Source organism: Rhizobium binxianense (assembly GCF_028994275.1).
In the GTDB taxonomy this organism is placed as follows: domain Bacteria; phylum Pseudomonadota; class Alphaproteobacteria; order Rhizobiales; family Rhizobiaceae; genus Rhizobium; species Rhizobium binxianense.
On record NZ_CP118713.1, the window covers coordinates 3,504,335 to 3,519,215 of the forward strand.

At 62.8% G+C, this 14,881-nt stretch carries 9 protein-coding genes; 7 read left to right on the forward strand and 2 right to left on the reverse strand.

Going from position 1 to position 14,881, the window contains the following annotated elements; translation table 11 throughout:
- Positions 1–38: 38 nt before the first annotated feature.
- Both PO860_RS17285 and PO860_RS17290 read right to left on the reverse strand, forming a co-directional pair.
- Complete coding sequence (locus tag PO860_RS17285) at positions 39–1,085, reverse strand: ABC transporter substrate-binding protein (protein WP_273884929.1); 1,047 nt, start codon at positions 1,083–1,085, stop codon at positions 39–41.
- 330 nt (positions 1,086–1,415) lie between these two features.
- On the reverse strand, positions 1,416–2,285 hold the full coding sequence (locus PO860_RS17290) for an ornithine carbamoyltransferase (protein ID WP_273884928.1): 870 nt from the start codon (positions 2,283–2,285) through the stop codon (positions 1,416–1,418).
- Positions 2,286–2,700: 415 nt separating this feature from the next.
- Between PO860_RS17290 and PO860_RS17295 the strand changes: the two genes are divergently transcribed.
- The 7 genes from PO860_RS17295 (at position 2,701) to PO860_RS17325 (ending at position 14,834) form a co-directional block, all read left to right on the forward strand.
- On the forward strand, positions 2,701–4,569 hold the full coding sequence (locus PO860_RS17295) for an adenylate/guanylate cyclase domain-containing protein (protein WP_273884927.1): 1,869 nt from the start codon (positions 2,701–2,703) through the stop codon (positions 4,567–4,569).
- Positions 4,570–4,665: 96 nt separating this feature from the next.
- Positions 4,666–5,343: a response regulator gene (locus PO860_RS17300; protein ID WP_003542898.1), complete on the forward strand. Its 678-nt coding sequence runs from the start codon at positions 4,666–4,668 to the stop codon at positions 5,341–5,343.
- Positions 5,340–6,722 (forward strand): sensor histidine kinase, encoded by a 1,383-nt coding sequence (locus PO860_RS17305; protein WP_272783868.1) that lies wholly within the window; start codon positions 5,340–5,342, stop codon positions 6,720–6,722. Before PO860_RS17300 ends, PO860_RS17305 begins: the two co-directional genes overlap by 4 nt.
- A 97-nt stretch (positions 6,723–6,819) precedes the next feature.
- Positions 6,820–10,146, forward strand: a complete 3,327-nt coding sequence (locus tag PO860_RS17310) for a transglutaminase family protein (RefSeq protein ID WP_272783867.1) — start codon at positions 6,820–6,822, stop codon at positions 10,144–10,146.
- Positions 10,147–10,197: 51 nt separating this feature from the next.
- On the forward strand, positions 10,198–12,615 hold the full coding sequence (locus PO860_RS17315; RefSeq protein WP_273884926.1) for a circularly permuted type 2 ATP-grasp protein: 2,418 nt from the start codon (positions 10,198–10,200) through the stop codon (positions 12,613–12,615).
- Between the two features lie 5 nt (positions 12,616–12,620).
- Complete coding sequence (locus tag PO860_RS17320) at positions 12,621–13,499, forward strand: transglutaminase family protein (protein WP_272783866.1); 879 nt, start codon at positions 12,621–12,623, stop codon at positions 13,497–13,499.
- A gap of 114 nt (positions 13,500–13,613) precedes the next feature.
- Complete coding sequence (locus PO860_RS17325) at positions 13,614–14,834, forward strand: TadE/TadG family type IV pilus assembly protein (protein WP_273884925.1); 1,221 nt, start codon at positions 13,614–13,616, stop codon at positions 14,832–14,834.
- Positions 14,835–14,881: the final 47 nt, after the last annotated feature.

Sequence of the window (14,881 nt, forward strand, 5' to 3'; positions counted from 1 at the left end):
ATTTCCGGTTTAAAGTAAACGGTTGCAAGCTGACATCTTCACTGCGCCCGCAGGACCTCGTTCCAGTGCGCAATCAGCCGTGCCCGTTTAACCTGGTCGAGATAGACCATCAGCCCGGGGCTGACCGGCACCGGCCGAAGTTGGGCGCCGAGCAGTTCCTGCAGCGTATTGGCGGTATTTTCCCCCGCCACCTCGGGACTGACGGCCGGGATCTGCAGCTCGCGGGCCATGATCGTCTGCCCTTCCCTCGACATGAAGAAGGCGAGATAACGCCGCCCGAGTTCCGGCTCGGCGGCCGCCTGCGGCACCAGGCCGATCCGCGACATCACCACCGTATAATCCTTCGGCAGCACGATGCCGACATCCGGATAGCGTGATGCCCAGTCGGCCGCATAGGAGCCGAGAATATTGTAGCCGAGCACGAAGCGCCCGTCGGCAACACGCTCGAGGATCGCCGAACTCGTCGAATAGAGCTTGACGCCGGCAGCCCCCATCGCCCCGATCACCGACCAGATGTCGCCGAATTGCTCCTGGTCACGCGCCATGAACAGAAAGCCGACCCCGGAGCGCTCGATATCGTAGGTGCTGATCCGGCCATAAACCGCATTGCCCTTGCGTTTCAGATAGTCGACGAATTCCGCCCGCGAACGCGGCACCGGCTCATGCGCAAAGCTCGGCTTGTGATAGACGAACACCGCCGGCTCGAAGGTCAGCGCATAGGCGGTGTTGCGCCAGTTCGCCCATTTCGGCCATGCCGCACTCATCGGCAGATTGCTGACCTGCGCATACCCATCGTTGGACAGCTTCACCTGCAGATCCATCGCCGAGGAAAAGGCGAAATCCGCCGTCTTGTTGCCGGCATCCGTCTCCTTGACGATCCGGTCGTAGATATCGCCAGTCAGCATGTCTTCGTATTTGACCGCGATGTCGGGATTGGCCTCCTGGAAACCCCGGATCATCGGCTGCGCCAACGGTTCGTCAAGCGAGGAATAAACCGTCAGCACCGCCGCATCGGCATTGCCCGACTTTGCCGGATAAAAGGTCTGATCGGCGAGCGCAAAGCCCGGCCAGAACGCCAGCAGCAAGATGAAAACTCTCCTCATGTCGCAACAATGCCTGAGCATGCCGGGAGGAGCAACCGGATCTAGAGCCTTTCCGGGTTAGATTGCGGCATTCTGCCGGAGCAGGTTTTCGTCAGGGCAGAGGCGATTGGCGAAGGGCATACCCCCAGGTACGTCCGAGCCGATCGCCTTTGATCCTGGCGGAAAGATGCCCGGCCCTTCGGGTTGGCTGAAACGGGCCGGCTGATCGACCGGCCGGCTTGGCCGTAGAACTGGGCTACGACGCGCGCCGGCCGGTCGACCATCCGACTCCGTTTGAGCCAACAGAATGCTGCAATCTAACCCGGAAAGGCTCTAGGCAATGACCCACTCCATCAGCGCATTTTGCGCATGGAGCAGAAAGGCCTTGGCGGCGCGGCTTTGGCAGCACGGATGCTCCATCGCTTCGGCCGTCACCTCCTCGCCGCGCCTGACCGGCGGGCATGGCAGGAAGATCGCATCCTCCGACAAACGATCGAGCACATCGGCGCCGATCCGGTAGCTGGCAAGCGCCTCCGAGGCGGCATCGCCCGGCCATGAATCGGTGATGACGATGTCGGCATCCAGTAACTCGCCCATATCGGTGCTCACGCGAAAACGCCTGTTGCGCAGCGCGGCGTCACTGATATGCCAGCTTTCGGGAAAGACTTGCACCACCTCGATCGGCAATGCGATCGACGCTTCGACCCAGGAGCGCAGGATATTTGCGTCCGCCGCCACGCCAACGACCTTCAACCTGTCGATCGAGCCCCGCCGGCTGTTGATATAGGCAAGGTCGCCGAGCGTCTCGCAAGGGTGGTTGGAGCGTGTGCGCGCATTGATGACAGGCACCGGCGAGGCTGCCGCCACTGCCTTCAATGTCGCAAGCTCTTTCGTGCGGATCACCAGCATGTCGAACCAGTTGCCGAGATAACCCGCAAGATCACCGGTCTCCTCCCTGACATTGAAGCCGATCGGCACATGCGCGCAGATACCGCCCATCGCCTGGATGCCGAGATCGAAGGCGCTCGTATTGCGCCAGCCACCATCGTCGGCAATCAGCGCGACGCGTTTGCCCGCAAGGCTCTGCGGCATGGCGCGCTCATCCCAGGCTTTGGCAAGCGCACCGGCACGCGCGACAATCGATCGAAGCCCGGCCTCCGAAATATCGTGAAACTCCAGAAAATTGCGGGCCGAACCGGTCATCCAAAATCTCCTTGGCGCATGAACGTCGCCACGATAACCGGCGCCGGCCTGACAGCAACCGCGAATCACCCTCCATACGGTGCTGCATATCCCTCACGATCGTCTTCCAAGCGATGCATTGGGTCCGGTTCACGCCCCAACCGATCGACAGCTACTTCTCTAATGCCGATCTTGAAGCATCTCCGAAGAAGATCCCTTCTCTTTCTCCGATTAGAATCGTCATTTCATCACAAAGGATTAGCGCTGAAGGCCATCCTTCACCCATTCAGAGTATTGATGAAGATCGGCGACGATATATGGTCGCGCTGCCGTGTCATAACGTCGAATCCTCCAGAATTTTTATTCAGGGGGCGACTCTACACGACAAAAACTCTATAAAAAGCTGGACTAAACTGGGAAGATCCTGGGAGGGGTCATGGAACGACGACTGAGCGCTATTCTTGCTGCGGATGTCGTCGGCTACAGCCGACTGATGGGCATCGATGAGTCAGGCACGCTGCAGGCTCTGAACCGTCATCGCTGCGAGCTGGTCGACATTCGTATCTCGGATTACAAGGGCCGGATCGTCAAACTCACCGGCGACGGCATCCTTGCCGAATTCCAGAGTGTGGTGAACGCGGTCGCCTGCGCCGCCGAAATCCAGCGCAGCATGGCGGCCCGCAACGAGAGCGTGCCCAAGGACGAGCGCGTCGAATTCCGCATCGGCATCAATCTCGGCGACGTCGTGGTCGAGAATGGAGACATATTCGGCGATGGCGTCAATCTCGCCGCCAGACTCGAGCGTATCGCAGCGCCCGGCGGCATCGCCGTGTCCGCCTCGGTGCGCGATCAGGTCGGCTCGCGCCTCAATCTCGGCTTCGAATTCATCGGCGAACATACGTTGAAGAACATCCGGCAGCCGGTACAGGTCTATACCGTCACCCTGGCGCCGCCCTCCTCAGCCAGGTTGGTCGCACAGAACCGCAATACCTGCTTCATCGCGGTGCTGCCCTTCACCAATATGAGCGGCGATGCCGACCAGGATTATTTCTCCGACGGCATTACCGAAGACATCATCACCGATCTCTCCAAGATCTCCAGCCTGAACGTTGTGCCGCGCAACACCATCTTCACCTATAAGGGCATATCGGTGAAGGTGAAACGGCTCGCCCAGGAACTTGGTGTGCGCTACGTGCTCGAGGGAAGTGTGCGCATCTTCGGCAATCGCGTGCGCATTTCCGGCCAGCTGATCGACACCGCCAACGGCGACCATCTCTGGGCCGAGCGCTACGACCGCGACCTCACGGACATCTTCGCCATCCAGGACGAGATCACCCATGCGATCGTCGGCCAGTTGAAGGTGCGTCTGCTGCCGGAAGAAAAGAAGGCGATCACCACTGAGCCGACCGCCAATGTCGAGGCCTATACCTATTATCTCCGGGGCCGCCAGCTCTCCCACACCTGGACAAAATCCTATCTGCAGCTCGCCAGGCGCATGTTCTGCAAGGCGGTGGAGCTCGATCCGGATTATGCCCGCGCCTATGCCGGTATTGCCGATTGCGACGCGGCGATCCGCGATTGGGCCCCTGACGACGTGCCGCTGCGGCGCATCCTCGACATGAGCGCCCGCGCGCTCGCGCTTGATCCCGACCTTCCCGAGGCTCACGCCTCTCATGGTCTCGCCCTGCATCAGAGCGGCTTTGACGACAGGGCGGCGGCGGCCTTCGAACGTGCCTTGGCGCTCGACCCGAACCTCTTCGAGGCGAATTTCCATTATGCCCGGTTCTTCTTCATGCACGGCAACTTTGCCGAATCGGTTCAATATTTCACCCGCGCCGCCGAGATCCGCCCCGACGATTACGTCTCGCCGATCCATCTGATGTCTGCCTATCGCTCGCTCGGCCGTCTGCTGGATACGGAAAACTGGGCGCGCCTCGGCCTGCTGCGCGCCGAACGCGCGCTGAACCTCAATCCGGAAAATTCCGGCCCCGCCCATCGCGGCGCGCTGGCGCTTGCCCATATGGGCGATGTGACGAGAGCACGCCATTGGGCCGCCCGTGCGATCGCCATCGATCCCGACGACATCGTCGCGCAGTATAATCTCGCCTGTGTCTATTCCGTCCTCGGCGATGTCGATGAGGCGATCGATCTCTTGCAGAAGCTGCTGCCGAACAGCTCCGTCTACCATATCAAATGGTTCAATAACGATTCCGATCTCGACAATATCCGCGACGATCCCCGCTTCCAGCAACTCCTCACCGCCGCAATGACGCAGCGTGAACGGGTCGAAAGGACCGGCAGCTAAAGCGCCTTTTCACGGCGCCGTTCACCCATTCCGGAAAATCGCTGTGACATCAGATCGGCACCTCTGTAAGCTCGCTGAAAAACAGGGGAACCATCCGTGCGTATTCTGCTCACCGAAGACAATATCGCGCTGGCCGACGGCCTGTCGGCGATCTTGCGCGGTACGGGCCATGCCGTCGATGTCGTCCATGACGGCGCATCCGCCAATGCGGTCATCGCCGCGGAAAATTTCGATCTTGTCATTCTCGACCTCAACCTGCCCGAGATGGACGGGCTCGACGTACTGCGCGCCATGCGCGCCCGGCAGAACCAGGCAGCCGTCCTCATCCTGACGGCACGCGGCACGCCGGAAGAACGGGTGAAAGGTCTCGATCTCGGCGCCGACGATTATCTGATCAAACCCTTCGACATCGCCGAATTCGAGGCCCGCGTGCGCGTGCTTCTGCGCCGCCAGGCCGGGCTGCGTTCGGCGACCGTCGGCTTCGGCGGCATCTCCTTCGACCTCAACTCCCGCACCTTTTCATCAGGCGCGACACCCCTCGATATTCCCGCCCGCGAGCTTGGGTTGCTCGAAATCCTGTTCATGCGGGCCGGCAAGGTCGTCGCCAAGGAAGCGATCATCCAGTCGCTGACGGCCTTCGACGACGACATTTCAGCCAATGCCATCGAGCAATATGTCAGCCGCCTGAGGAAACGCCTCTCGCCGCACGGCCTGACGGTCAAGACCGCCCGCGGCATCGGCTATTATCTCGACAAGCTGCCCGAGGCCTCATGAAAGCCGCCTATTCCCTCAGGCGCCGGCTGCTCTTCTGGCTGCTCGTCTCCACCGCCGTGATCGGCACGCTGGCGCTCGCAGACACCTATCGCGAGGCCGTCCAGACCTCGAACATCGTCTCCGACCGCGTGCTTGCCGGCTCCGCGCTGGCTATCGCCGAACGCGTCGTCGTCGCCGAGGACGGCACTTTGCAGGTCGACATTCCCTATGTCGCGCTTGAAATGCTGACCTCGGCCGCCCAGGACCGCGTCTTCTACCGCGTCGACGGGCCGCCGGGCCAATTCATCACCGGCTACCAGTCGCTGCCGGTCCTGAAAAAGACGCCGCCCAATGCCGCCGCCTTCGCCGACGACACCTTCCGCGGCGAGCCGATCCGCGTCGCCACCCTCGAACGCTCCGCCTCGACAGGCATCCGCTCCGTGCCCTTCGTGGTGACGGTCGCCGAAACCACCATCGCCCGCCGCCAGCTGGCGCGGGCGATCCTCATTCGCTCGGCGCTGCGTCTCGCCTTCATGATCGCGGGTGCGGCCGTCATCGTCTGGATCTCGGTCACGGTCGCTCTGCGCCCGCTCTATAAGCTCGGCGACGCCATCGGCGAACGCAGCCCCGATGACCTGCATCCGATCGAAGAGATCGTGCCGAGCGAGGTCGAGCCGCTTGTGGATACAGTGAATTCCTTCATGGTCCGCCTGCAATCGGCGCTCGATGCGCTGCGCCATTTCACCGGCAATGCCAGCCATCAGCTGCGCACGCCGCTGGCGATCATCCGCACCCAGCTTGCCCTCTCCGCCCGCGCCGGCTCGCTTGACGAGGCGCAGGCGGCAGCGCTGAAGGGCGACCAGGCCGTGGCGCATGCCGAGCGCATCCTCGCCCAGCTGCTGCTGATGGCAAAGATCGACGCTGCCACCGCCAAGGAAGCGCTGACCGCGTCTGCCATCGATCTCGCCGCCATCGCCCAGGAAATCACCGGTGAGCAGATCCCGACGGCTGCCGTCGCCGGCATTGATCTCGGCTTCGAGGGCGAGAGCCCGGCGATGATCCGCGCCGAGCCGCTGCTGATCGGCGAAATGCTGCGCAACCTTGCCGGAAATGCCATCGCCTATGCCGGCGAGGGGGCCGAGGTCACCGTCCGCATCATCGCAGCATCAGAGACGATCCGCCTCGAAGTCGAGGACAACGGCCCCGGCATTCCACGCAACAAGCTGGAGGCGGTGCGGGGGCGTTTTTCGCGCGGCAACGAAACAGGTGCGCCGGGCGCCGGCCTCGGCCTGCCGATCGTCGAAGAAATCGCCAATCTGTTCAATGCCGACCTGACGCTGGAGCCGGGGCCGAACGGCAAGGGCCTGAAGGCGGCCGTCACTTTCGCCAAGTCGGCGTAAAAGCTTCAACCCTCCTTGCTTTCTCTCGCTGCATTGCACACACTGATTTTGGGAACAGCAAGCCGCACGACGATGCGCGCCGGATAAAAAGAGAAATATGTCGATCAAAGCCAGCATCTATCATCTGACCCACTACACTTATGACAAGCCAGTCCGCCTCGGTCCCCAGATCATCCGGCTGAAACCGGCCTCGCATTCGAAGACACGGGTGCTCAGCCACTCACTGAAGGTCACGCCCTCCAACCATTTCGTCAACCTGCAGCAAGACCCTTACGGCAATTACCTCGCCCGCTACGTCTTTCCGGATCCGGTGACGGAGTTCAAGATCGAAGTCGATCTCGTCGCCGACATGACGGTCTACAATCCCTTCGACTTCTTCGTCGAGGAAGAGGCGACCAAGTGGCCGTTCGGATACCCTGAAACGATCCAGGAGGATCTGTCGATCTACATGACGCCGGAGCCGGCCGGTCCGCGCTTGAAGGCGCTGCTTCCGACGCTCGACTGGTCGCCCGGCCAGCCGACGGTCGATATGGTCGTCGGCCTCAATGCCCGCCTGCAGCGGCAGATCGGCTACGTCATCCGCCTGGAAACCGGCGTGCAGACACCGGAGGAAACCCTGGAAAGCGCCAAGGGCTCCTGCCGCGACACCAGCTGGCTGCTCGTCCAGATCCTTCGTCATCTCGGCCTGGCCGCCCGCTTCGTCTCCGGCTATCTCATCCAGCTGACGCCTGATCTGAAGGCGCTCGACGGCCCCTCCGGCACCGAAGTCGATTTCACCGACCTGCATGCCTGGGCGGAGGTCTATCTGCCCGGCGCCGGCTGGGTCGGCCTCGATCCGACCTCGGGCCTCTTGACCGGCGAAAGCCATATCCCGCTGGCCGCCACGCCGCATTACCGCAACGCCGCGCCGATCTCCGGCGGCTATTTCGGCGAGGCCGAAACCGAATTCGCCTTCGACATGAAGGTCTCGCGCGTCGCCGAACATCCGCGCATCACCAAGCCCTTCTCCGATGAAAGTTGGGACGAACTCAACGAACTCGGCGAGAAGGTCGATCGCGTCCTCGAAGCCGAGGACGTGCATCTGACGATGGGCGGCGAGCCGACCTTCGTTTCGATCGACGATTTCCAGTCCGAGGAATGGAACACCGCCGCCGTCGGCCCGACCAAGCGCGAAAAGGCAGACAGCCTGATCCGCCGGCTGCAGGAACGCTTCGCCCCCGGCGGCTTCCTGCATTACGGCCAGGGCAAATGGTATCCGGGTGAAAGCCTGCCGCGCTGGACCTTCTCGCTCTACTGGCGCCGCGACGGCAAACCCATCTGGCAGAACCTTGATCTGGTGGCCGCCGAAGGCAAGGATACCGGCGTTGCGGCCGAGGATGCCGAGAAGCTCCTGACGGCGATCGCAAAAGAGCTGGCAATCAAGCCTGAGATGGTGCAGCCGGCCTATGAGGATACTGCCGACTGGATCATCAAAGAGGGCAATCTTCCCGAAAACGTCGATCCGTCGAATTCGAAACTGAAGGATCCCGAGGAACGCAACCGCATCGCCCGCGTTTTCGATCGCGGTCTCACCGTCCCCACGGGTTACATCCTTCCGGTCCAGGCATGGAACGCCAAGGCGGCTGAAGCCCGGGTCTGGGTCAGCGAGAAATGGCGCACCCGCCGCGGCAAGATCTTCCTCGTTCCGGGTGACAGCCCGATCGGTTACCGCCTGCCGCTCGGCACGCTGCCCTATGTCCCCCCGGCACGTTACCCCTATATCCACCCCGCCGATCCGACCATCCCGCGTCAACCGCTGCCCGATGTCTTCGTACCGGCCGGCCGCGCCATGCCGGAAGCCTCCTTCCACGCCGACGAGAACCATCGCGGCCGAATTGAACAGACGCTCGGCGACATCGGCGGCGCCGTGCGCACCGCCATGTCGGTCGAGCCGCGCGACGGCAGGCTCTGCGTCTTCATGCCGCCGGTCGAGCGCATCGAGGATTATCTCGAGCTGATCGCCGCCGCCGAAAACGCCGCCGCCGAGCTTAAGCTTGCCGTCCACATCGAAGGTTACCCGCCGCCGCAGGACGAACGCATCAACGTCATCCGCGTCGCCCCGGATCCCGGCGTCATCGAGGTCAACATCCATCCGGCCTCGAACTGGAAGGAATGCGTCGACATCACCACGGCGATCTACGAGGAGGCGCGCGCCACCCGGCTCGGTGCCGACAAATTCATGATCGACGGCCGCCACACCGGCACCGGCGGCGGCAACCATGTCGTCGTCGGCAGCGCCAATCCGAACAACAGCCCCTTCCTGCGCCGTCCCGATCTCCTGAAGAGCACCGTCCTCCACTGGCAGCGCCACCCCTCGCTCTCCTACCTCTTCTCCGGCATGTTCATCGGCCCGACCAGCCAGGCGCCGCGCATCGACGAGGCTCGTCACGACAGCTTGTACGAGCTGGAGATCGCCATGGCGCAGATCGCTGCCCCCGGCCGCGGCCAGCAACCGCTGCCCTGGCTCGTCGACCGCCTGTTCCGCAATCTGTTGACCGATGTCACCGGCAATACCCACCGCGCCGAGATCTGCATCGACAAGCTGTTCTCGCCCGACGGCCCGACCGGACGGCTCGGTCTGATCGAGTTTCGCGGCTTCGAAATGCCGCCGAACGCGCGGATGTCGCTTGCCCAGCAATTGCTGGTGCGTGCGCTGATTGCCCGCTTCTGGATCAACCCGGTCGACGGCAAATTCGTCCGCTGGGGCACGACCCTGCACGACCGTTTCATGCTGCCGCATTTCGTCTGGGCCGATTTCCTCGACGTACTTGCCGACCTCCGCGAAAGCGGCTTCGATCTCAGCCCGGAATGGTTCAAGGCCCAGCTCGAATTCCGCTTCCCCTTCTGCGGCGAGGTCGAATACGAGGGCTCGAAGCTCGAATTGCGCCAGGCGCTGGAGCCTTGGCATGTCATGGGCGAGGAAGGCGCGCCGGGCGGCACGGTGCGCTACGTCGACAGCTCCGTCGAGCGCCTTCAGGTCCGGCTCGAAACCAGCAATACGGCGCGCTACACCGTCACCTGCAATGGCCGCATGCTGCCGCTGACGCCGACCGGCACGTCGGGCGTGTCGGTCGCCGGCGTCCGTTACAAGGCATGGCAGCCGGCCTCCGGCCTGCATCCCGTCCTGCCGATCAACACACCTTTGACTTTTGACATTTATGATACATGGTCGAAGCGTTCGATCGGCGGCTGCATCTATCATGTTGCCCATCCGGGCGGCCGGACCTATGACACCTTCCCGGTCAACGGCAACGAGGCGGAAGCAAGGCGGCTCGCCCGCTTCGAGCCGTGGGGACATACGGCAGGCGGGTATATCCCGCGCGTCGAAACGGGTTCGCTTGAATTCCCGCTGACGCTGGATCTGCGGCGGCCCGCCGGAATTTAAGGCCTCGGGTGAGGCTGAGGTTAAGGCCGGGGGTTTAAGGCTTGGGTTTTGATGGGTAAGAGGCCGGCAGTTGAGCGCAGGGGAGAGGCAGAGGACCGCATCGGCAAGGATGCGGCCTTCGACTATGCGCCGATTCCTGGCATCGCCGACGAGATGGTCGACAATAAAGGCGTCGTCCGCCCGGTCTGGCAGCGTTTCCTCTCGCATCTCGGCGTAATGCCGGAAAAGGATCTCGCCGAACGTTTCGCCCGCGCCGACCGTTATCTCAGGGATGCCGGCGTCTTCTACCGCGCCTACGGCAGCAAGGGCACCGGTGAACGCGCCTGGCCGATCTCGCATATCCCGGTGCTGATCGACGAGCGTGAATGGCAGACGCTTTCGGCGGGCCTCGTCCAGCGCGCCGACCTGCTGGAGGCGATCGTCGCCGATATCTACTGCGCCAACCGGCTGGTGGAAGAAGGGGTGCTGCCGCCGGCGCTGATCGCCGCCAATCCCGAATTCCAGCGCCCGCTGACCGGCATCCGGCCGGCCTCCGGCCACTATCTGCATTTCTGCGCCTTCGAGATCGGCCGCGGGCCCGATGGCAATTGGTGGGTGCTGGCCGACAGGACGCAGGCGCCGTCAGGCGCCGGTTTCGCGCTGGAAAACCGCGTCGCCACGACCCGCGCCTTCTCGGATATCTACGCCGAAACCCCCGTCCATCGCCTCGCCTCCTTCTTCGGCGCCTTCCGCGACGCGCTGCAGGGCATGAAACATTCGGGCGACGACCGCATCGCCGTGTTGACGCCGGGGCCGGCCAACGAGACCTATTACGAGCACGCCTACATCGCCCGTTATCTCGGCTTCATGCTGCTCGAGGGCGAGGACCTCACCGTCGTCAAGGGCCGCGTCATGGTGCGCACCGTCGCCGGCCTGAAGCCGATCGGCGTGCTCTGGCGCCGCCTCGATTCGGCCTTTGCCGACCCGCTGGAACTGAACCAGAATTCGCATATCGGCACGCCCGGCCTCGTCGAAGCGCTGCGCGCCGAAAGCGTCACCATCGTCAATGCGCTCGGCACCGGGGTTCTCGAGACCCGGGCGCTTCTGGCCTTCATGCCGACGATCTGTCGCCGTTTGTTGGGGCAGGATCTGCAACTGCCTTCGATCGCCACCTGGTGGTGCGGCCAGAAGGAAGAGCGCGAGCACGTCGCAAAGAATATCGAGAAGATGGTGATCGGCCCGGCCTATTCCCGAGCCCCCTTCTTTGACGACAACGGCGAATCCGTGCTCGGCGCGTCGCTGCGCGCGACCGCCAAGGATTCCATTACCGATTGGCTGCGTTCGGACGGCCCGAAACTTGTGGGACAGGAGGTCGTGACGCTCTCGACGACGCCGGCCTGGGTGGACGGCAAGCTCGTGCCGCGGCCGATGTCGCTGCGCGTCTTCGCCGCCCGCACGGCAAACGGCTGGCAGATCATGCCCGGCGGTTTTGCCCGCATCGGCTCGGGCGCCGATGTCGCGGCGATCGCCATGCAGTCGGGCGGAGCCGCCGCCGACGTCTGGATCGTCAGCGACAAGCCGGTCGAGCGCCACACGCTGCTGCCGGCTGAGGGCAGCTTCACCCGCAACATGCCGGGCAGCCTGCCGAGCCGGGCGGCCGACAACCTGTTCTGGCTCGGCCGCTATATCGAGCGCGCCGAGGGGGCCCTGCGCATCCTGCGCGCCTGGCATGCACGTTTCGCCGAAGCCGCCGATCCGAGCCAGCCGCTGCTCGCCGACGTCTCCGAATATCTCGCGGCCGTCGATATCGATACCGCCGAACCCGTGCCGGAAAGGCTCCTGCGCAACATCGACAGCGCCGTTTATTCGGCGAGCAATATTCGCGACCGTTTCTCGCCGGACGGCTGGCTGGCGCTCAACGATCTCGCCAAGACCGCCCGCCGCTTCCACGTCAGCGTCTCTGCCGGCGATGACGCCAGCCACGCAATGACGATCCTTCTGCGCAAGCTCGCGGGCTTCGCCGGCCTCGTGCACGAAAACATGTACCGTTTCATGGGCTGGCGCTTTCTCTCGCTCGGCCGCTACATCGAGCGCGGCCTGCATATGACCCGGCTGCTCGGCCACATGTCCGGCCCGGAAGCGCCCGACGGCGCGCTCGACATGCTGCTCGAGATCGGCGACAGCGTCATGACCCACCGCCGCCGCTACAACGTCAACACGGCCCGGCTGACCGTCACCGACTTGCTGGCGCTCGATCCCCTCAACCCCCGCTCGGTGCTCTTCCAGGTGAACGAGATCCATCACGAGGTCGAACAGCTGCCGAATGCCCTGATCAATGGCCAGATGTCGCCCTTTTATCGCGAGGCGATGCGGCTCCATTCCGGTCTGGCGGTGATGACGCCGGAGGGCATGGGGGTCGAGGTCTATCAACGGCTCGAACGGGAATTGGAACAGCTTTCCGATCTGCTCGCCCAGACCTATCTCGGGTGACATCAATGCTCTACGATCTCACTCTCCGCATGGGTTACAGCTACGATGTGCCGGCCTCCGGCGCCCGCCACATCATGCGCCTGATGCCGCTGTCGCTGACCAACCGACAACGCCTGGTGGCCGGCTCGATCACCATTTCCCCGACGCCGGACGAGCAGTCGCATTTCGTCGATTTCTTCGATCATCCCGCCACCTCGTTCATGCTGCGCGCGCCGCACGAGACGCTCGACATTCGCATGCAGGCCCGCGTGCAGGTGGAAAGCCAGCCGATCGCCGCCGATTTCTCGCCGCTGCTTGCCGATCTGCCGGAGGAGATTTCAGGCATCTGGTCGCTGGCGCCGGATTCGCCGCATCACTTCCTCGGCGACAGCCCGCGCCTGGTGCAAGCGCGCGAGATCAGCGACTATGCCCGAAGCTGCGCCGTGCCCGGTCTGACGGCGATGCAGATCGCCCATGCGCTCTGCGCCCGCATCAACAAGGACTTCACCTACGACCCCGAGGCGACGACGGTGGACACGACGCCGCTCGAAGCGTTCAGGCTGAAACGCGGCGTCTGCCAGGATTTCACCCACATCATGATCCTGGCGCTCAGAAGCCTCGGCATTCCGGCCGGTTATGTCTCCGGTTTCCTGCGCACCATCCCGCCACCGGGCAAGGAACGGCTGGAAGGGGCTGATGCCATGCATGCCTGGGTCAGGATCTGGTGCGGTGAAACGATCGGCTGGATCGAGCTGGACCCGACCAACAACATCCCCGCCGGCACGGACCACATCGTCGTCGCCTATGGCCGGGACTATTCCGACGTCGTGCCCGTCATCGGCGTGTTGAAAAGCTATGGCGGCCAGCGCGCCGTTCAGGCGGTCGATGTGATCCCGCTGAAATAATCCCAAAACTGGAAAAATCCGCCGATTCGTTAGAATTGAATGGACGCCGTAAGGACGGCGTAAAGAAGTAGCGATACCTAATGTAACCCACTGGGTCCATTTCGGGTGAACATGATGAGCACCTCCTCTTTGCATCCCTGCCTGCGTCGCATGTTGCGCGACCGTGGCGGCAATTTCGGCATGATGACGGCTATCCTGCTGCCCGTTCTTTTCGGTGCAGCCGGCATGGCGATCCAGGTAGGCGATATGCTGCTCTCGAAGCAGCAGTTGCAAGAAGCCGCTGATTCGGCGGCGCTCGCCACCGCTACAGCGCTAGCGAACGGCACGATCTCAACTGCTGAGGCCGAAACGTTTGCACGGAATTTCGTCGCGGGGCAGATGGCGAACTATCTGCAGAGCGGCACCGATATCAAGAGCTCAACGGGCGTGAATGTCCAAACAACGACATCGGGCAAGTCGACATCCTATCAGGTGACGGTTTCACCGAGTTACGACCTCACGGTCAACCCGCTGATGCAGGCGGTCGGCTTCAGGACGCAGCATCTCTCGACGTCAGGCACGACGGTCGGTGGTCACTCACAGACCCAAGGCTCGATCTCTATGTTCCTCGCACTCGATAAGTCGGGGTCGATGGGAGAGGATACCGCGACCCTCACGACGGAATCATACACCTACAAATGCAACCCTCACCCCAACAAAAACGGTAAGACAATCTACGACACCTGCACCGGCACGCGTACGCGTTATTACACAAAGATAGAAGCGCTGAAGCTCGCCGCCGACAAACTCTTTGGTCAGCTCGATAGCGCGGATCCCAATGCCGAATATGTGCGCACAGGCGCGGTATCCTATGATATTGTTGAATACCCCGCCAGCAGCCTCGCCTGGGGAACTGCCGCTGTCACGAGCTATGTCAACGCGCTTCAGTCGGGAGGTGGCACGAATTCCAGCGGCGCAGTGAACACGGCTTACACGTCTCTCACCGCCAAGAACGCCGCGGGCAATGACGCCGAGGACGCCGCCCACCGGCAGAAGACCGGGCAAGTGCCCAAGAAGTACATCGTCTTTATGACGGACGGCGACAATAACAATGATAGCAGCGGCGGCCGTTCCTACGACACCGCGACGAAGAAGACATGCGACGACGCGAAATCTAAAGGCATCGAAATCTATACGATTGCCTTTATGGCACCCCCAGGCGGACAGGCGCTGTTGCATTATTGCGCCTCCGATGACTCCCATTATTTCCAGGCTGAAAAAATGGAAGACCTCCTTGCGGCCTTTCAGGCGATCGGTGCGAAAGCCTCCGCTCAGCTGACACGTCTGACGAACTGAGCATACAGCTACGAAAAAGGGTAAAGGAAAAGCCGCTCCGGAACAAA